The organism is Rhizobium mulingense (genome assembly GCF_029194105.1).
GTDB lineage: Bacteria > Pseudomonadota > Alphaproteobacteria > Rhizobiales > Rhizobiaceae > Rhizobium > Rhizobium mulingense.
Genome location: NZ_JARFVE010000008.1, coordinates 107,645 through 126,382 on the forward strand (window position 1 = coordinate 107,645; position 18,738 = coordinate 126,382).

Here is an 18,738-nt window from a genome sequence, read left to right on the forward strand (position 1 = left end):
GAGGGGGCCGCACGGCACGCCGGTCATTGCCGATAAACCGCAATCTCCCCAGTTCCGGCATCGCGACGGCTGCGCTATACCACGTCCCGAAAGGGAGTCGAGAACCATGCTGACATTGTATTACGCCTCTGGAACCTGCGCGCTCGCAAGCCTTGTTGCCCTGGAAGAATCCGGCCTTGCCTTCGAAACGAAAAAGCTCAGCTTTCCCGATGGTGAGCAGCGTTCGCCGGATTATCTGAAGATCAACCCCAAAGGACGCGTGCCGGCGCTGGTGACCGACCGCGGCATGCTGACGGAAACGCCGGCGATCCTCGGCTTCATCGCTGAAAGCGCCCCGGCCGCGAAGCTGGCGCCGCTCGGCGATGCCTTCGAAATGGCGCGGCTGCAATCCTTCAACAGCTATCTCTGCTCGACCGTGCATGTGAACCATGCCCATCGCCGGCGCGGCTCCCGCTGGGCCGACGAGCCGGCGGCGCTCGAGGCGATGAAGGCCAAGGTGCCGCAGAATATGGCCGATTGCTTCATGCTGATCGAAGAGAAGATGTTCGAAAGCCCCTGGGTGATGGGCGAGACCTATTCGCTCGCCGATCCCTATCTCTTCGTCATGACCGACTGGCTGCCGGCCGACGGTGTCGATCCCGCCCGCTTCGCAAAGGTCAGCGACCACCACGCCCGCATGCTGCAACGCCCCGCCGTCCAGCGGGCGCTGGCCCTCGACCGGGGCTGAGGCGGGGTCAACCCCATCAGCCGCCCGCACCCTGGTACTTGCGGGTGGCGTAGCGCCAGTGGGCCATGGCGATGAGCACCCAGGCCGGGCCGGCGGCGAGCGTTACGGGCGCGGCCCAATCGCCGAGGATCGGGATGGGTTTGCCGAGCAGGGCGCCGACCGGGACCGAGCTGGTCAGGGCCAGGGGAACAGCGGTGATCAGGGTCAGCTGGATGCTGCCGGGAAAGATGTTGAGCGGATAACGCGTCAGCTCCCAGAAGCCGAAGAAGATCGAAAACAGGTGGTTCGACCGCACCCACATCAGTGCCGTCGCACCGATCATGGTGATCATCGCGCCGGTGAGCAGCGTCGCGCTGACGATTGCGGCAAGCAGGAACGCCACGGACGCGGCAGACCAGGCGAAGTCGACCGACAGGACGGCCCAGCAGAGCAGCGGCACTGCCAGGATAATATGGCCGGCATAGCCGATATTGAGGCCGGAAAAGACGAGATAGGCCCAGGGGCTGAACGGCTTGATGAGCCGTCTTCGATCAGGCGCCTCCGCAGTAGTCAGTGCGCCTGGCGTGAGGAACGCTGACTGAGGATCGTCGCCGCGTTGATCGGCATCGGCTGTTCGACGCGTCGATAGACACTGCCGTCGCGCGTCCGGCGCATCAGGCCGAGTTCGCAGAGCTCCCGTCGCAGCAAGGCGTGATCTCCAAACAGGTGCCTGTCGCGAAGAAGGGCATTGACCTCTTTTTCAGGCATCTCCCTCGCGGCGGGAATGCGCGACCACAAGAGCCAAAGCGCCGTGATCTGATCCATGCGCCGCGACGGCCAGCGCATCAGGCGAAGCTCTTCGTCGAAGCTGCGTTGAACACGGTCGATGTGCTTCCGGTCGATCGCGGCATCGACGACAGGTGCCGGCGTCGGCGGCTGCGCCTCGCTTCCGGCGGGATCGGTTTTCGCACGCAGGCTCTGGAAATTTCCATAACCGGCGGCCCTTGCCAGCATGTTCAGGAGCTGGAGATGAGAGGGGAGGCCCTCAAACGCAACGAGCTGCAGGCGAAGCGATTTGGCAAATGCCGACGTGTCGCTCACTTCGAGCGGAATGGGTTTTCTGGACATGACCTATCCTTTGGTCGTGCCGTTCCGGATGGATTATCGGTGATCGCCCTTCCGACATGGCACGGGATCGGTGTCCATATCTTCATCATTGTCAGGTTTAGCGTGTTCCGAAGAACGGCGATGCCTGGGTGAACTGCAGACCCGAGGCAGCTTTTATCATCGTAATCCTGATATTTCAACGACGTTCAAGTTCCCACCATGCGGCCGACCTACTTCCGTTCGACCGTCAACATGATCGGCATGGCCCAGTTGGCCTCGGAAATCGGCCAGCGGAGCAGGCTTACTCTGTTGCCGTCCGCCTGAGACTCCCACCTTGCGTAGAATTTTTGCCGATAGCCATTCAGCCGACACTCCGGCAGGCGACGGGACCGCCGTCAAGATTGAGCGCGATCTTGAGATTGAGCGGCGAGGTCTTGAGAAACTCTGCCAGCCGGTCGAGGGAAAAGAATGCCTCCTTTGTCGTCCCGATGACGACACGCCCCAAATCGTCCTTGGCGACAAAGGTACGGTTCGCCAGCCAGCGGCTTTTCACATTCACATGCGTCTGCCCGTCATCGCCGATCAGGAGCGGATAGGAGACCATGGCGTTCGACGCGCCGGCAAAAGCTGCCTGCCAGTCTTGATGCGTCAGATCGCGGATATCGGCAGTGTCTTTGCCGGCAATGAAGGCGCCCGCCTTCGCGTCATATTGCTGAGGACCCATCGCAATGCCCTCGCTGGCGAAGGGCGTGTCGGGCCTGCCATGCATGTCATAATAGCTGCCGTTTACGATGAGCACGGCGTTAGGCAAAGCCTTTTCCCATTCGTCGATGCCGGTATCGCCCGCAGCCGCATTATGCGTGACAAATCGAAAGCGGGCCGGGTCAACTCTGCTGAGAAATATCCGATCGACTTCGCCGCCATCGGCAAGAACCGGCAGCTCCGCCACCTCGAAGCCCGTCTCCGGCTCGTGCCAGACCAGCGGTCCGGGCAGAACCGCGGGGATCACGGGGCTCAACGCCAAACGCATGGAGGCGGAAAGGCGCTCGTCGTCAGGTTTCATGTCGGTCCAATAGGTTCCACCGCGCCGCAAGACGGTGTTGAAACCGTAGACACCCGCGACCTGCCAGAGCCAGCCGGCGCTGACGACAATCACGACCGTTAAAATTGCTAGGAGTCCGAATAGGATTTTTCGAATTGCTGGCACTGAAAATCTCTTTGCTGAAACAGATAGGCTTCGCGACGCCGGGGTTGACGTGACGTCGGGCGAATGCAGGTTCCAAGTAAGGTTTTTCTACGACCGACCCGCAAATACCCTCGCCCGCCAAAGCGGACGCACGTCTCAAGCTCCGAGAATAACATGATCGTCAAACTGACTGCCGATGATTTCGCCGCCTTGCTCCCACCACGCCCGCATGCTGCAGCGCCCCGCCGTTCAGCGCGCTCCGGCCTATGATCGGGGCTGACGCCCGAAACGATTGGCCAGCTTCTTCGGCGCCCGGAACAGCCAGGCGCCGATCAGCCGCAGCCGCAATTCCTCGTCGCCGATCAGGGCGGCGCGCAGCGGCAGATGCGGCCAGCCGACATAATGATCGGTCTGGAAGTAGATGTCCGGTGCCATTTCCAGGAGATGATCCTTGTCGTCGAGCGAAGTCGAGATGACGATCGTCTCGGGGTTTTTCACCGCCACAAAACTCTTGCCGGCAACTTTCAGCGCCGGATTGCCATAGGAGGTGCTCTCCTCGACGTCGGGCCGGCCGGCTTCCGCCACCAGGCGCTTCAGACGTTCGAAGATAAGGTCGACTTCGCCGGCCATTGTCCGCCCTTTTTCTCGGGCGGAGCCTAGCATATCTTCACGCGCATTTCGCCAGCGCAGGTCTCTCCTGCGGGTGAAAACCGGTCTCCGCCCCGAGCGGCAGATCGGCGATTTCGCGCAGCGACATGCGCTCGACCTCTGGATGGCGCAGTGGATCCTCCTCCCAGGTCGGGGTGTTGGTAGGTTGCGTCCTGCTGATGCCAGCAATAGGCTTCAAGAAAAACTTCAGCAACGACACGGCAGGCCTCGCTTTCTCCAGCGGTGCTGGATCATGATCCTATGCTGCAATGTCGGCTTGCGCGGACGGATTTTCAATTGAGTTTACCGCGGCGCTGCTATAGAAAAACTATATGAAGAACCTGAATACGGTACATCTCAACGGCCTCAGGGCGCTGGAGGCGGTCGGCCGTCTCGGCTCGCTGCAGGCGGCCGCCGACGAGCTTGGTGTCTCGGTCGGCGCCGTCAGCCAGCAGGTGATCAAGGCTGAGGCACAGCTGGGACAGGTGATCTTCGAGCGCACCGCCCGCGGCATGATCGCTACCGAAGCCGGCCGGCCTGTGCTCATGGCGCTCGACGAAGGATTTGCCCGTCTTTCTCAGGCGGTGTCGATCGCCAGCCGCAAGGACGATACGATCCTGACCATCTCGGTGGCGCCGGTCTTCGCCGCCCGCTGGCTCGTCTGCCGGCTCGATCGTTTCGCCGAGCGTTATCCCGACATCAAGCTGCGGCTCGACGCAACCACCAATCTCGTTAATCCGGCGCTCGGCGATGTCGATATCGGCATCCGCGTTGGTACCGGCAAATGGCCCGACGTGAAGGCCGAGCTGCTGCTGCAACAGGAGGTCTTTCCCGTCTGCTCGCCCGAGATGGCGGCGAAACTGCGCGAACCTGCCGATATATTGGCGTTACCTGCGGTCATCGATGGTCGCGCCATGTTCAGCTGGGAGGTTTGGATGCGCGAGGCCGGGCTCTCGGGCGCGACGCTTGCGACCCGCCACGTCTTCAACGACGCTTCGCTCTGCCTCGACGCGGCGATCGCCGGGCAGGGCGTCATGCTTGCCTGGCAGACGCTCGCCCACTTTGCGCTTGCCGAGGGCCGGCTGGTCGCCCCCTTCGGCATTCGCGCCAAGACCGGCTTCGGTCATTATTTCATCACCGCCGAGGGTGTGCGCGAGCCGAAGAAAGTCAAGGATTTCAAGGCCTGGATCCGCGAGGAAATGGCCGGCACGCTGGCGTTGTTCCGCTAAGACATGTCGCGCAAAAGTGTGCAGCGGTTTCGCGGTAACGACACGCGCAAAAACAAAAAGCTAAAGCGCGACGCGCTTTAGATCAAACCTCGGCCGGTTCCTTGCTGCGGCCCGCCTGCATCGCCCTGTAGGCAGGGCGCGACTGGCAGCGTTCGATCCAGGCCTTGATGTTCGGATTGGCATCGAAAAGCGCTGCCTCGCTCTGGGCATAGCGCAGCACCTCGGCGATGTTGAGATCGGCAACGGTGAACCGGTCGCCGACGATCCACTGCCGACCGGCAAGGTGGCTTTCGAGTGCGGCAAGCGGCCGGCGCAGCCCGTAGCAGGCGGCTGCGATCGTCTCCTTGCCCTCGGCGCTGTTTTCGAGACCGTTATCATAGGTGAGCACGATCCTGACCGAATGCGGCTCTACCTGCGAGGCTGCCCAGATCGTCCACATCGTCAGCAATCCGTCTTCTTCGACGGTTTGTCCGGCAAGCGGACCGCCATGCTTGCGGGCGAGGTAGAGATTGATCGCCAGCGACTCGTGCATGACGAGGTCGCCGTCGCGAATGCTGGGGATCTGCCCCATCGGATTGACGGCGGCGAAATCAGGCGAGTGCGTATTGAGCGGCGCTCCCTCGGATAGGGGCTCCGCGAGTCGCCTCGCCTGCAGCACCGGCACGGACCGGAATTCGAGCCCCAGCTCATGCGCCATCCAGTAGACGCGCGAGGCGCGCGATCGATAGACTCCGTAAATTGTCAGCATGGCCATACCCTTTCGATGTGTCGGAGAAACCGTAAACGCCGGACCTCGCTCGAAAAAGTCCTGGCCGCTGATGGGACGATGAAAGCTTTTGATGCGGCTGCGTAATGCCGGAAATCGCCATCAGTCGGCAGCACAATTCCCGGTCTGGGGAACAACGAGAAGGCCGGCGGGTTCGACCCTAAAGGTAGGGGCGTGTGCTGAGACAGGAGGAATGTCATGACGGGGAAGAAGACGCATGAACAGCAGCTTCGCGTCATCGAAAAACGCGAGAAGACGGCAAATGCCGGTGAGGATTTCGACGCCGCAGCAGATCTGCAGCGCAATTCGCAGGCGAGGCAAGCGCATCGCAAAGGAGGCGATCTGAAGCCGGATCCGGATACCGGAAACGACGATCGCGCGATCATGCGCGGCCGCAACCAGGAAAGCGAGCATAAGAAGGGAAGCGGCCGTTCCTGAGAAGACAAAGGAGAATGTCATGACCTTGACATTGATCAGCAAAGCCTTCGCGCAGGATCAGCCGATCCCGAAGAAGTATGCGCGCGCGGGCGAGAATCTCTTTCCGCCGCTTGCCTGGAGCGGCGCCCCCGACCAGACCAGGAGCTTTGCTCTTGTGGTCGAGGATCCGGATGCCCCCCGTGGCACGTTCCGCCACTGCGGTATTGCCAATATCCCGGCGCAGTGGACGACCCTTGCCGAAAGCGTCGACACTGCACCCGAACAGGCGCCGCGGTTCTACAAGAACGATTTCGGGAACGCCCGTTACGACGGCCCGCAACCGCCGGCCGGCGATCGCCCGCATTATTATATCTTTCGCCTCGCTGCCCTCGACGTGCCGAAGCTTCTCACACCCGATGCCGCCGGCATCCGCGCCATGTGGGCGGAGGCAAAGAAACATGCCTTGGCGGAAGCGACCGTCACCGGCACCTATCAGACGCAGTGACGACGCTATGAATTCACGCGCGTGAGATTTGAAAGCCGCCCCGTCCGTCAGGACATGCGGTTTCGCTCGATGGTGAGCTGCCCATAGGGCGAGCCGCCCTCCGTCAGCTCGCCGGAGACCCGTTTCTCCCACTCGAAGCCGAGAACCGCGCCTTCGGCGATTTCCTGGAAGATGTTGTCGGTGATGACTGCAGTGCCGGCGCCCTCGGCGACCGAGACGGCGCAGCCGACCGGGGCCTTGCGCACGACATTGCCGCTGACGACGACATTGCGCAGATAGGCGCCCCAGCCAATCTGCATTCCCCAGCGCGGCGCCCCTTCGATCACATTGGCCGACACCAGCGTATCGGCCTCCGCTGCAATGCCGATGCCGAAGCCGACCTCGTGCTCGTAGGGGCCCTTCAGCGTCAGGTTGCGCACGACATTGCCGGTGACGCTGGCAAGCCTGCCGCCTTCGTCGAAGTTGGCGATCGAGATGCCGTTGGCCGCCCCGTCGATCAGGTTGGCGGAGACCACAGCACCCTCGAAGGCGAACTCGACATAGATCGCTGTCTCGCCGGAGCGCCGGCACTGGTTGCTGTTAATCTGGATATTCGAGGCGGAGTTGGCGCGGATCGCCGTAAAGGCGCAGTCGGAGATCTGGTTGTTCACCACCATTGCGCCGTCGGCGCGGAAGATGTTGATGCCGTTGCCGTTCTGGCCGGTGCCGCCGTCATTGGCGCGGATGTTGGAAATCCGGTTGCCGGAAACGACCGTGCCGTCTTCCGCCTTCTTCCAGCGATGCACGAGAATGCCGCCATTGCCGCAATCGGCGATCGTATTTCCGGTGACCGAAAGATTGGCGGAATCCACCGCATAAAGTCCCGCCTGGGCGGCGCCCGAGACGCGGCTGCGCTCGATCCGTCCGCCGCAGCGCTCCAGCTGCAGGCCGTGCTTGCGGCTGCCGCCGATTTCGCAATTGTCGATCAGCACCTCGTCGACGCCGGTAAATTGCACGAGCCCGCCGGCATAATCGCCGAGCCAGCGGTTGCCGCCGTCGATGACGAGATTGGAAAGCTCGATGCGCCGCACATTCTCGGCCGCGAAGAGATGGCCTTCGCCTGTGTAGACGATCCGTGAAGCGCCGGGCACGCCCGTGATGCGGGTATTGTCGGGCAAGGTGAGATTGGAGATCCGGTAGGTGCCGGGCGGCAGGAAGACCGGCACGTTCTCGGCCGCTGCCTGTTTGATCATCTGCTCCAGGTTGCGGGCCTTGCGGTCGCCGCTTTCGGGGATGGCGCGATATTCCACCGCGTCGATCGCGCCGCGCAGATCAGGCTGGGCAGCAGCCGTCAGCGGCGAGGCAAACGCGCGCGACGTCCCGCCCGCGACCGCCGAGGCGGCGAGAAAGAGAAGCATGTCGCGGCGTGAAGGCATTCCGGGCTCTCCTGTCATGGCCCGCCTCTAGCAGGAAACGTGCCATCCCGCCTGTCTTCTTATGGCACAGGCTTTTCCCGGGCGCGCGAAATTGCGGTTGCCGCCAAGGTTGAGGGCAGGATCTCGCCGCTTATTTTGGCGTGTTGTTCACTCTTTCACTTAAGCAAGCCGAAGGACTTCAGGACTACTTTAAAGGGAAACGACGATCGCGGGGCGGGGGAGAATGGCGTCATGCACGAAACGAGTGCCAGGCGATGGGAATCGGCCGAGGCCCTGACGGCCGAGACGCGGCGCTTCGTCGCCGCGACCGAGGCGATGATGGCGTCGACCGCCTACCACCTCTCCGAAGACGTCGAGAACCTGCGCCTGAAAGCGATCATCCACGAACTGCCGGATTTCCTCTATGTCAAGGATCGCGACAGCCGCTTCGTCTTCGCCAATGCCGTCACCGCCAGCAACCTTGGCTTCAGGAGCGTCGAAGAGATCACCGGCAAGCGCGATTTCGACCTGTTCGATTTCGAGGTGGCGCGCCGGCATTTCGACATCGAGCAGCAGATCATGGCGAGCGGCGAAGCTCGGATCGACATGGAGGAAGCGGTCGTTCTTCCAGGCAGCCCCAGGCCGGTCTGCCGGCTGACCTCGAAGATACCGCTGCGCAATGGAAGCGGCGAAATCGTCGGGCTGATCGGCGTTTCCCGCGATATCACCGAACGCAAGCTCCAGGAGGATCTCCATCGCGAACAGGCGAAACTGCTCGAAATGATCGCCTGCAACGAGCCGCTGCCGATGATTCTCGAGGCGCTGGTGCTGATGATCGAGGCGCAACTCATCGGCATCGACGGATCGGTGCTGCTGCTCGACAGCGAGGGCACCAGGCTCTATCATGGCGCGGCTCCCAATCTGCCCGGCGGCTACAGCCGCCTGATCGACGGCGTTACCATCGGCCCCAAGGTCGGCTCCTGCGGCACCGCCGCCTGGCGCGGCCAGACCGTGATCGTCGAGGACGTGATGAGCGATCCGCTTTGGGAGGATTTCCGCGCGCTGGTTGCCCCCTTCGGCTTCCGCTCCTGCTGGTCGACGCCGATCGCCACCTCTGAGAATAATGTGCTCGGCACCTTCGCCCTCTATTCCAGGGAAGTCCGCCGTCCCACAGAGCATGAAATGAAGCTGGTGGCGCTCGCCACCCATATCGCCGGCATCGCCATCGAGCGCAAGCGGGTCGACGATCGCATCCATTTCATGGCCCATCACGACGATCTCACCGGCCTGCCGAACCGCGCCTTCCTGAAGGAGCGGCTGGCCAATATCCTCAATCAGGCCCGACGCAACAACCGCAAGGTCACCGTCGCCTATATCGATCTCGACAATTTCAAGGACGTCAATGACGGCCGCGGCCACGCCGCCGGCGACGAGGTGCTGAAGGAGATCGCCACCCGCATGGCCAACAGCGTCCGCGCCTCGGATATGGTGGTGCGGCTCGGCGGCGACGAATTCCTCGTGGTGCTCGTCCACCAGTCGAGCCACGATGCCGGCATCTCCCGCCGCCTGCGCGAACTTCAGAAGGCGATCAACCGGCCGATGCGCGGTGAGAGCGGCGATATCGCCATCACCGCGAGCATCGGCGTTGCCGCTTTCCCCGTCGACGGCGCAACCGCCGAAGAACTCCTTGCCAATGCCGACAGCGCCATGTACCGGGCCAAGCAGCTCGGCCGCAACACGCTGCAGCATCACGATGGCGCCGGCACATCGGTCGGCATGCCGCTCGGCGAACACGAGGAACTGCACCTGGCGATAACAGGTGATCAGCTGTTCCTGGAATATCAGCCACAAGTCGATGTCGCCACCGGCCGCATCACCGGCATCGAGGCGCTGGTCCGCTGGAACCATCCGGCAAAGGGCAGGGTGCCGCCGATCAATTTCATCCCGCTCGCCGAAGAGACCGGCCTCATCGTTCCCCTCGGCCTCTGGGTGCTGAACGAGGCCTGCCGCCAGGCACGCGCCTGGCAGGATACCGGTGTGGCGCCGCTGACGATCGCCGTCAACGTCTCGGCCAAGCAGTTCGCCGATCCGGATTTCGCAAGCCATGTCGCCGAGGCGCTGGAGCGTCACGGCCTGCAATCCCATTGGCTGGAGCTCGAGGTCACCGAAAGCGTGGTGATGCAAGATGCCGAACGCGCGCTGGCGATGATGGCATCGCTGCGGGCGCTCGGCGTGCGCCTGTCGATCGACGATTTCGGCTCCGGCTATTCCAGTCTTGCGGCGCTGAAGACCTTCCCCTTCGACCGGCTGAAAATGGATCGTTCGCTGGTCGAGGCGCTGCCGGGCGACAAGACCGCCGTCGCCATCGTTTCGGCTGTGATTTCGCTGGCGCAGACGTTGAAGCTTTCGGTGCTTGCCGAAGGCGTCGAAACCGACGCCCAGATGCATTTCCTGCGTCACGCGCGCTGCGAGGAGGCTCAAGGCTATCGCTTCTCCCGGCCGGTTTCGCCGGAGGAGATTCTCCGATTGTTGCAGACGCAGCTCCGCTGACCTTATTTCATCGCCTTGCCGATCGCTTCGATGTCGTTTGTCCAGATGCCGGCGGAGAAGTTCTGCGGCAGTTGCGAAAGTTGCGTGGTGTCGTCGATGCCGGTGGAGAATTCGCTGCCGCGATAGGGCCGAGCACGAAGACCTCCGTTCCGGCATCCTGCATTCGGTTGAGGAAGCGGTCGGGCCAGCCCCAGAGCCAGGGGGCGATATTGATCGGCACCAGCATCATCCGCTGCTTGCAGGCATCCGGCAGCAGGCCGGTCCAGCCATAGCCGATATAGCCGGTGAGGCAGCCCTTCAGGCTCTGGCGCGAGGCGGTCTTGATATCGGGCACGCGCCGGCGGATGACGTCGATCGGTTCGTCGCCGCCATAGACGATGATCTCGGCCCGTCGCTCGGTGGAAAGCCCGTTGAGCACGGCGGCGAGCTTTTCGCCCTCGGAAGGGTCGCGGCTCTTGACGTTGATCAGGAAGCGCCGATCCGGAAAGGTCGACAGTACCTCGGCAAGCGTCGGCATCATGCCGAGGCCGCGGCCGCGAAAGGGAAAGCTCTTGCCGCCATCGGCGGTGTAGCCATAGCCGATGTCGAGCTTCTTCATGTCAGCCATCGCCTGCTCGCGGGTGACGCCGTGCCCGTCGGTGCGGCAGTCGAGCGTCCAGTCGTGGAAGACGGCGAACTGCCCGTCCGTCGTCGGATGCACGTCGATCTCGACGATATCGGCGCCGGCGGCAAAGCCCGCCTGCATCGAGCGGATGGTATTCTCCAGATAATCGTGTTTCGGCGGCAGCATGCGGCTCGCCGTGCAGGTGTCATTCTTCAGATCGGTCTCGTCGAAGCGCTGGGCGATGCCGCGATGGGCGAGCAGCACCGGGCTTCCCGGCCGATGCTCGGCAAGCAGGCTGCTATTGTTGAGATAGACACCGGCCGCGGCGAGCGCGAATGCGCCGGCGCAATAGAAAAGATCCTGCCCATATTGCTCCCCCTGATTGCATCGAAGGACGCAACAGCTAGAAAGCGATTCTGGTTGTTCTTGGGCTGTTTTCCGGCTTTTCTATGCTGGCCGCCGATAAACCCGAAAGGACTGTCATCGCCATGGAACGACACGACGACGAGCTCATCCATTTCGAAGACCACGGCACGGCCCCCTTGCCGCCGGCCGCAGTCGAAGGCCATGTCGGGCGGGAGGGCGCCCGCATCTGGTATGCGAGCTACGGCGCCGGGCCGGCCGTCATCCTGCTGCACGGCGGTCTCGGCCATAGCGGCAACTGGGGCTATCAGGTCCCGGCGCTGCTCCAACGTGGCCGCCGCGTCGTGCTGATCGACAGCCGCGGTCATGGCCGCAGCAGCCGCGAAGCCCGTCCTTACACCTATGAGCTAATGGCCGCCGACGTACTTGCGGTCATGGATGACCTCTCTCTGGACAAAGCGGCCTTTATCGGCTGGAGCGACGGCGCCTGTATCGCCCTTATCCTCGCCATGACGGCGCCGTCACGTGTCGAGGGAGTGTTCTTCTTCGCCTGCAACATGGATCCGAGCGGCACGCTGGAATTCGTCGCCACCCCGCGCATCGACCGCTGTTTCGCGAGGCATGCCAGGGATTACGCCGAACTGTCGGCCACGCCGGACGATTTTCATCCCTTCGTCGAGGCGGTCAGCCTGATGATGCGGACGGAGCCGAATTATCAGGCCGCCGATCTCAACCGCATCGGCGTGCCGGTGGCAATCGTGCTCGGTGAACATGACGAATTCATCAAGCCGGAACATGCGGAATATCTCGCCCGCAGCATTCCGGACGCTCAGATGATCTATCTCAAGGGCGTCAGCCATTTTGCGCCGCTGCAGCGGCCGGCCGAGTTCAACGCCGCAGTGCTGTCCTTCCTCGACGGGCTTCCGTCTTGAACGTTCCCTCTGGCCTCGCGCCCAGTTCCCGCTATCTCTTGCAGCATGAGAGCTGACGCGCTGCTTTATCCTGCCCCGGAAGGGCTCTATTGCCCGGAAGGCGGATTTTATGTCGATCCGGTGCGCCCGGTGGAGCGGGCGCTCGTCACCCACGGCCATTCCGATCACGCCCGGCCCGGTCACGTGAACGTGCTCGCCACCCGCCAGACGCTCGACATCATGCGGCTGCGCTACGGCGACGGCTTTTGTGCCAGCGAGCAGGCTGCAGCCCTTGGCGAGGAGCTGCTGGTCAACGGCGTCAAAGTGATCTTTCATCCCGCCGGCCATGTGCTCGGTTCGGCCCAGATCGCCATCGAGAAGAACGGCACCCGCATCGTCGTCTCCGGCGATTACAAGCGCCGTCCCGACCCGACCTGCGCGGCCTATGTGCCGGTTGCCTGCGATGTCTTCATCACCGAGGCGACCTTTGGCCTGCCGGTCTTCCATCATCCCGATCCGCTCGACGAGACCGGCAAGCTGCTGGCTTCGCTCCGGCAATTTCCCGAGCGCACCCATCTCGTCGGCGCCTATGCGCTCGGCAAGGCCCAGCGCGTCATCCGGCTGCTGCGCGATGCCGGTTATGCCGAACCGATCTATATCCACGGGGCCATGGAAAAGCTCTGCGACTATTATGCCGGCCAAGGCATTGATCTCGGCGAGCTGCAGCCCGCCACGATCGAAAGCCGCGACAAGTCGGCCTTCAAGGGCGCCGTCGTCATCGGCCCGTCCTCGGCCTTTGCCGACCGCTGGGCACGACGCTTCAACGAACCATTGCCGGCCTTCGCCTCCGGCTGGATGTTGGTGCGGCAGCGCGCCAAACAGCTCGGCGTCGAACTGCCGCTCGTCATCTCCGATCATTGCGACTGGCCGGAACTGACCGAAACGATCCGGGAGCTGCACCCGGCCGAGGTCTGGGTGACCCACGGCCGCGAGGAGGCGCTGGTGCGCTGGTGTCAGTTGCAGGGCATCAAGGCGAAACCGCTGCATCTGGTGGGTTATGAGGATGAGGCGGATTGAGATGAGCTGCGTGCTGGACCAAAACCCCTCCCCATCCCCTCCCCACAAGGGGGAGGGGCTTAACGTCTCGCACCGTCCCACCGCAAAATCTCTGCTGCGAACGAGGTCGAAAGAGGGCAGCGCAGCGCCGCGGGTTAGCCCCTCTCACCTGTGGGGAGGGGTTGGGGAGGGGTCTTTTTCCCAAGCACGGAGGCCATCATGAAAGCCTTCGCCGACCTCCTGGACCGCCTGGTTCTCACCCCCAGCCGCAACGGCAAGCTCAAGCTGCTGACCGACTATTTCCGCGACACGCCCGATCCCGACCGCGGCTACGGTCTTGCCGCGATTGCCGGCACGCTGGAGGTGCGCAACGTCAAGCCGGCCATGCTGCGCGATCTGGTGCTGGAGCGCATGGACGAGGTGCTGTTCCATTATTCCTACGACTATGTCGGCGATCTCGCCGAGACCATTTCGCTCGTCTGGGACAATGAGCGGGACATAGACCGCTCGGCCCTGGCCCAGCCGCGACTCGGCGAGGTCGTCACCCGCATGAACGCGCTCGGCCGCACGGAAGTGCGCGGCTACGTCCGCGATCTGCTCGACCGGCTGGATTCCTCCGGCCGTTTCGCCTTCATCAAGCTGACGACCGGCGCGTTGCGCATCGGCGTGTCCGCCCGCCTTGCCAAGCAGGCGCTGGCCGATCTCGGCGATAAGGACGTCGCCGAGATCGAAACCCTCTGGCACGGCCTGCAGCCGCCTTACGAGACGCTGTTCCGATGGCTCGCGGGCGGCGGTGAAAAACCGGTACTCGCCACTCCGGCGATCTTCCATTCCGTCATGCTCGCCAATGCGGTGGAGGAGGGCGATCTGGCCAGTCTTAATCCGGCCGACTATGCCGCCGAGTGGAAATGGGACGGCATCCGCGTCCAGCTTTCCCGCTCCGGCGACAGGCGCAAGATCTATTCACGCTCCGGCGACGACATTTCAGGCGCCTTTCCCGATATTCTTGAGGCGATCAATTTTTCCGGCGTCGTCGACGGCGAGTTGCTGGTCGGCGGCACCGCCCGCTCCAACAGCCCGACCCGCACCTTCTCCGACCTGCAGCAGCGGCTGAACCGCAAGACGGTGACGGCGAGGATGCTCGATGATTACCCCGCCTTCATCCGCGCCTATGACCTGCTCTTCGACGATGAGGAAGATATTCGCGGCCGCACCTATATCGATCGACGCGAGCGTCTCGCCGATATTATCGACCGCGCCCCCCATGATCGTTTCGATCTGTCGCCGCTCGTGCCTTTCTCGTCCTGGGGCGAGCTTGACGCTTTGCGCGCCGCCCCGCCCGATCCGGTTATCGAAGGCGTGATGATCAAGCGCCGCGACAGCATCTATCAGGCCGGCCGCATGAAGGGCCCCTGGTTCAAGTGGAAGCGTGATCCATACAACGTCGATGCTGTGCTGATGTATGCCCAGCGCGGCCACGGCAAGCGCTCGAGCTACTATTCCGATTTCACCTTCGGCGTCTGGGCCGACGACGAGGACGGCGAGCAGCTGGTGCCGGTCGGCAAGGCCTATTTCGGTTTCACCGATGCCGAACTCGAGCTGCTCGACAAGTTCGTGCGCAACAATACGACAGAGCGTTTCGGCCCGGTGCGCGCCGTCCGCGCCGACCGGGATTTCGGCTTCGTCGTCGAAGTCGCCTTCGAGGGCATCAACCGCTCGACGCGGCACAAATCCGGGGTCGCCATGCGCTTCCCGCGCATCGCCCGCCTTCGCCCGGATAAGCCACCTTACGAGGCCGACCGCCTGCGCACGCTGATCGCCATGATCGACGCCAAGCCAGGCTGAGTTGCCGGCCGCCTGCGCAACAATGACGCAGGGCGATATTTTCAACAGTATGTGTCTTGGCGGCAGCGCGGTTTCCGGTGCAAATCTTGCGGGCCGGGGAAATGATTTGGGTGCTGCGTCATGAGCTCGCATGAACAAAATTGCTTTTTCCGGCAACGCCGTGCCGTGCTGGCGGGTCTTGCCGGCGCGCTCGTCCTGCCGCGCGTGGCGGCCGCTTTCGACGTGCCGGACGAGCCGCGCCTTGCCAAGCACGATTACGCCGAGGTCCGCCGCCACTTCCGCACGAAGCTCCTGCAGAAGGGCCCAGCGCCCGATAAATACGAATCGCTGACTGCGCCTGCCGACGCCGAGAAGATCTTCTACCGCTCCGGCTATGGCGGCGAGCTGGAACTGGTCGCCTGGGTGTCGAAATACAAGCGCGAGCGCGCGGCCAAGCCGGCCGTGCTCTTCCTGCACGGCGGCAATGCCATGGGGACCGGCCACTGGCAGTTGATGAAGCCCTATATGGATGCCGGTTATGTCGTGATGATGCCGTCGCTGCGCGGCGAAAACGGCCAGAGGGGCAATTTCTCCGGCTTTTACGACGAGGTCGATGACGTTCTCGCCGCCGCCGAGCGCCTGGCGCATCTGCCGGGCGTCGATCCCCAGCGCCTGTTCATCGCCGGCCACAGTATCGGCGGCACGCTGACCATGCTGACGGCGATGAGCACCCATAAGTTCCGCGCCGCCGCGCCGATTTCCGGCAATCCGAACGCCTTCCGCTTCTTCAGCCGCTATCCTCAGGACATCCGCTTCGACGACAGCAATGCGCATGAATTCGAGGTGCGTTCGGCGCTCTGTTACGCCCACAGCTTCAAATGCCCCATCCGGGTGCTTCACGGCACCGAAGAGCCGCATTTCAACGACCGTGCCGATCTGCTCGCCCGCCGCGCCCGCGCCGCCGGCATTCATATCGAAACCGACACGGTCGCCGGCAACCACACCTCGGCGCTGCCGGCTGAGATCGAACAGAGCATCCGCTTCTTCCACGGAGTAGCGGCGTAAGCTCTGCCGATGCCGGCAAGGCTGCCGGAGCATAATGGACGATTGATTACGCATGAGCTCGCCGTCGCCGACCCTGGCGGCGGGTTTATCATTTTGCTCGACTTGGTCTTTCCCACCCCAACGCCAGCCTCGCGCCAGCCGAGCATGCCATCCTTCCGGCAATATCGCCGTCTCGCCGATCGTTGATAAGGGTGGTCCCATGAATTTTATGCGCCGGGTTTTTCCGATTGCCGGGCTTATGATTGCTGTAGCGCCGCTCAGCGGCTGCAACATCCTCATTCCCGATGTCGCCGCCGATTCGCCCGCCCGCTTCGTTCAGGAAACCTCGCCGGTCTTTTACCAGCCGCCCGGCGTCGATCCGCGCCGGGTGCGGCCCATCCCTGACCAGCCGGTGCCGCAGACGCGTGAGCTTTACAAGACCCAGTTCCACCAGACCTATGGCCTGCCGGTCACCAATCCGGTGCATGCGGCGATGTATGGCGAGCTGCGCGACGAGGATTTCACCCTGCCGCCGATCCCGGTCAGCCGCATGCAGCCGCAATTCCTGCGCCAGGAGGTCGATTATCAGACGACCGAGCGCCCCGGCACCGTCGTCGTCGATACCAAGGCGCGTTTCCTTTATTTCGTCGAGGCGGGCGGCAAGGCGATGCGCTATGGCGTCGGTCTCGGCCGCGACGGCTACGCTTGGTCGGGCCGCGGCGTCGTCCAGTGGAAGCAGAAATGGCCGCGCTGGACGCCGCCGGCCGAAATGGTCTCGCGCCAGCCCGATGTTCGCGCTTTTTCCGCCGAAAACGGCGGCATGAATCCGGGGCTGCAGAACCCGCTCGGCGCGCGCGCCATGTATATCTTCAAGGACGGGCAGGATACGCTCTATCGCATCCACGGCACTCCAGACTGGCAGTCGATCGGCAAGGCCACATCCTCCGGCTGCGTGCGCATGCTGAACCAGGACGTCGTCGATCTCTATGATCGCCTTCCAGCCAAGGCCGAGATCGTTGTGATGTAGCGCTGCAACAGCGCTGCCCATATCGTCGGCTCCATCAGGAACACGTCTGCGTGAAGCTATGGTTTATTTGGCGCAAGCCGATAGATTTCCTTATGTCGTTATTCCAGGATTCCCGCATCAAAAGGAAATCAGTCCCGCGTCATGAGTTCCGATAGACATCTTTCCCGCCGTAGCTTCCTTTCCCTTTCGGCTCTGACGGCGGCCTCCGCGCTCACCGGCTGCGCCTCCTCCGCCAACACCGTGACATCGGGCGATACCTCGATCATCTACCGTTCGCCCATGCGCCTGTTCCAATCGCCGGGAGCGTCGAGCGTCCCGAGCGGCGCCGAGCTTGCCGTTATGTACGGCCCGGTCGAAGACGGTGGCTTCCTCATTCCCGCCGTTCCCTATGAAGAGATCGATCCGCGCTATTATCGTCAGCGTGTCCTCGACCCCACCGGCCAGCCACCCGGCACCATCGTCGTCGATACGCCGTCTCGCTTCCTCTATCTCGTCCAGGCCGACGGCATGGCGATGCGCTACGGCGTCGGCATCGGCCGCGAGGGTTTCGCCTGGCAGGGGTCGGGCGTCATCCAGTGGCGTCAGAAATGGCCGCGTTGGAAGCCGCCGAACGAGATGGTCGCCCGCCAGCCGGAACTGGTCAAATACTCGATCGAGAACGGCGGCATGGAGCCGGGCCTGAAGAACCCGCTCGGCGCTCGCGCGCTCTATATCTTCTCGAACGGCGAGGACACGCTCTACCGCCTGCACGGCAATCCCGATTGGCGCTCGATTGGCAAGGCCGTCTCCTCGGGCTGTGTCCGGCTGCTGAACCAAGATATCATCGATCTCTACGATCGCGTTCCGACGAAGGCGCCGATCGTCGTCTGGCAATGATGCCGCCGGGGCGGCCGCCGGCCGGCCGCCTCTGCTTCTCTTCCGCCTGCCAATTCCCCGCTCGGAAAAGTTTTATTTCTGATTTAGCATTGCTTAATTCGACAAAAGGCCTACATGGTGCCTATCGAATTTTGCTTGTGACCTTTGTCCATGCGCCAAGAGCGCTTCGTCAGATCTCGTCTCAACATCGATATTGCCCGCGGACATCCTTCCCGGGCGCACACAAACGGTTGGAAGGAGATCGTTATGAATTCAGGCGTCGTCAAGTGGTTCAATGGTACCAAGGGTTTCGGCTTCATCCAGCCCGATGATGGTTCCACGGATGTTTTCGTCCATATTTCGGCAGTCGAACGCGCCGGCATGCGCGAACTCACCGAAGGTCAGAAGGTCCGTTACGACCTCGTTCGCGACAAGCGCTCGGGCAAGAACGCCGCCGACAACCTGCAGGCTGCATGATTTGTCATTCGCCTCCGCCGATCACCGATACGGCGGCACGCTGACCACGGATGTACTGGCAGCGAGCCG

The 18,738-nt window shown here is 63.0% G+C and carries 18 protein-coding genes and 2 pseudogenes; 12 read left to right on the forward strand and 8 right to left on the reverse strand.

All coding sequences use genetic code 11. The features are described 5' to 3' along the window. The first annotated feature begins 106 nt into the window (after positions 1-106). Positions 107-727 (forward strand): glutathione S-transferase family protein, encoded by a 621-nt coding sequence (locus PYR71_RS19420; protein ID WP_275620516.1) that lies wholly within the window; start codon positions 107-109, stop codon positions 725-727. A gap of 16 nt (positions 728-743) precedes the next feature. On the opposite strand, the pseudogene PYR71_RS19425 reads toward PYR71_RS19420, so the two are convergent. The 5 genes and pseudogenes from PYR71_RS19425 to PYR71_RS19445 form a co-directional block, all read right to left on the reverse strand. Next, positions 744-1,247, reverse strand: a pseudogene (locus PYR71_RS19425) (ABC-2 family transporter protein); the annotation flags it as partial. Positions 1,248-1,276: 29 nt separating this feature from the next. Beyond that, positions 1,277-1,834, reverse strand: coding sequence for a DUF2087 domain-containing protein (locus tag PYR71_RS19430; RefSeq protein ID WP_183919862.1), 558 nt, complete (start codon positions 1,832-1,834; stop codon positions 1,277-1,279). Positions 1,835-2,174: 340 nt separating this feature from the next. Then, a complete protein-coding gene (locus tag PYR71_RS19435) occupies positions 2,175-2,969 on the reverse strand; it encodes a phosphodiester glycosidase family protein (protein ID WP_275620517.1) in 795 nt (264 codons plus the stop codon). Positions 2,970-3,263: 294 nt separating this feature from the next. Beyond that, positions 3,264-3,629, reverse strand: coding sequence for an MmcQ/YjbR family DNA-binding protein (locus PYR71_RS19440; protein WP_275620518.1), 366 nt, complete (start codon positions 3,627-3,629; stop codon positions 3,264-3,266). 37 nt (positions 3,630-3,666) lie between these two features. Continuing rightward, positions 3,667-3,867, reverse strand: a complete 201-nt coding sequence (locus PYR71_RS19445; protein WP_275620519.1) for a hypothetical protein — start codon at positions 3,865-3,867, stop codon at positions 3,667-3,669. 112 nt (positions 3,868-3,979) lie between these two features. On the opposite strand from PYR71_RS19445, the gene PYR71_RS19450 reads away from it, so the two are divergent. Then, positions 3,980-4,876, forward strand: coding sequence for a LysR substrate-binding domain-containing protein (locus tag PYR71_RS19450; protein WP_275620520.1), 897 nt, complete (start codon positions 3,980-3,982; stop codon positions 4,874-4,876). An 82-nt stretch (positions 4,877-4,958) separates the two neighbouring features. Here PYR71_RS19450 and PYR71_RS19455 read toward each other — a convergent pair whose 3' ends face one another. Further along, positions 4,959-5,624, reverse strand: a complete 666-nt coding sequence (locus PYR71_RS19455) for a glutathione S-transferase family protein (RefSeq protein ID WP_275620521.1) — start codon at positions 5,622-5,624, stop codon at positions 4,959-4,961. 216 nt (positions 5,625-5,840) lie between these two features. Here PYR71_RS19455 and PYR71_RS19460 point away from each other — a divergent pair, with 216 nt between their 5' ends. Further along, the gene (locus PYR71_RS19460; protein ID WP_275620522.1) at positions 5,841-6,080 is read left to right on the forward strand and encodes a hypothetical protein; all 240 of its coding nucleotides are present in this window, start codon (positions 5,841-5,843) and stop codon (positions 6,078-6,080) included. 19 nt (positions 6,081-6,099) lie between these two features. Beyond that, positions 6,100-6,564 (forward strand): YbhB/YbcL family Raf kinase inhibitor-like protein, encoded by a 465-nt coding sequence (locus PYR71_RS19465; protein ID WP_275620523.1) that lies wholly within the window; start codon positions 6,100-6,102, stop codon positions 6,562-6,564. Positions 6,565-6,611: 47 nt separating this feature from the next. Here PYR71_RS19465 and PYR71_RS19470 read toward each other — a convergent pair whose 3' ends face one another. After that, on the reverse strand, positions 6,612-7,979 hold the full coding sequence (locus tag PYR71_RS19470; RefSeq protein WP_275620524.1) for a TIGR03808 family TAT-translocated repetitive protein: 1,368 nt from the start codon (positions 7,977-7,979) through the stop codon (positions 6,612-6,614). A 231-nt stretch (positions 7,980-8,210) separates the two neighbouring features. Here PYR71_RS19470 and PYR71_RS19475 point away from each other — a divergent pair, with 231 nt between their 5' ends. After that, positions 8,211-10,508, forward strand: coding sequence for a sensor domain-containing protein (locus PYR71_RS19475; protein ID WP_275620525.1), 2,298 nt, complete (start codon positions 8,211-8,213; stop codon positions 10,506-10,508). A 2-nt stretch (positions 10,509-10,510) separates the two neighbouring features. On the opposite strand, the pseudogene PYR71_RS19480 reads toward PYR71_RS19475, so the two are convergent. Beyond that, positions 10,511-11,478 (reverse strand): annotated as a pseudogene (locus tag PYR71_RS19480) (glycerophosphodiester phosphodiesterase family protein); the annotation flags it as partial. Between the two features lie 122 nt (positions 11,479-11,600). Here PYR71_RS19480 and PYR71_RS19485 point away from each other — a divergent pair. The 7 genes from PYR71_RS19485 (at position 11,601) to PYR71_RS19515 (ending at position 18,669) form a co-directional block, all read left to right on the forward strand. After that, positions 11,601-12,407: an alpha/beta fold hydrolase gene (locus PYR71_RS19485; protein ID WP_275620526.1), complete on the forward strand. Its 807-nt coding sequence runs from the start codon at positions 11,601-11,603 to the stop codon at positions 12,405-12,407. Positions 12,408-12,452: 45 nt separating this feature from the next. Beyond that, on the forward strand, positions 12,453-13,463 hold the full coding sequence (locus PYR71_RS19490) for a ligase-associated DNA damage response exonuclease (protein ID WP_275620527.1): 1,011 nt from the start codon (positions 12,453-12,455) through the stop codon (positions 13,461-13,463). A gap of 198 nt (positions 13,464-13,661) precedes the next feature. Continuing rightward, complete coding sequence (locus PYR71_RS19495) at positions 13,662-15,287, forward strand: cisplatin damage response ATP-dependent DNA ligase (RefSeq protein ID WP_275620528.1); 1,626 nt, start codon at positions 13,662-13,664, stop codon at positions 15,285-15,287. Positions 15,288-15,407: 120 nt separating this feature from the next. Continuing rightward, entirely contained in the window at positions 15,408-16,331 is a 924-nt protein-coding gene (locus PYR71_RS19500; protein WP_275620529.1) for an alpha/beta hydrolase family protein, read from the forward strand. Positions 16,332-16,530: 199 nt separating this feature from the next. Continuing rightward, the gene (locus PYR71_RS19505; RefSeq protein ID WP_183919835.1) at positions 16,531-17,337 is read left to right on the forward strand and encodes a L,D-transpeptidase; all 807 of its coding nucleotides are present in this window, start codon (positions 16,531-16,533) and stop codon (positions 17,335-17,337) included. Positions 17,338-17,478: 141 nt separating this feature from the next. Continuing rightward, the gene (locus tag PYR71_RS19510; RefSeq protein WP_183919833.1) at positions 17,479-18,213 is read left to right on the forward strand and encodes a L,D-transpeptidase family protein; all 735 of its coding nucleotides are present in this window, start codon (positions 17,479-17,481) and stop codon (positions 18,211-18,213) included. Positions 18,214-18,459: 246 nt separating this feature from the next. After that, positions 18,460-18,669 carry a cold-shock protein gene (locus tag PYR71_RS19515; RefSeq protein WP_004676036.1) on the forward strand — a complete coding sequence of 70 codons (210 nt, stop codon included), beginning with the start codon at positions 18,460-18,462 and terminating at the stop codon, positions 18,667-18,669. Positions 18,670-18,738 lie beyond the last annotated feature (69 nt).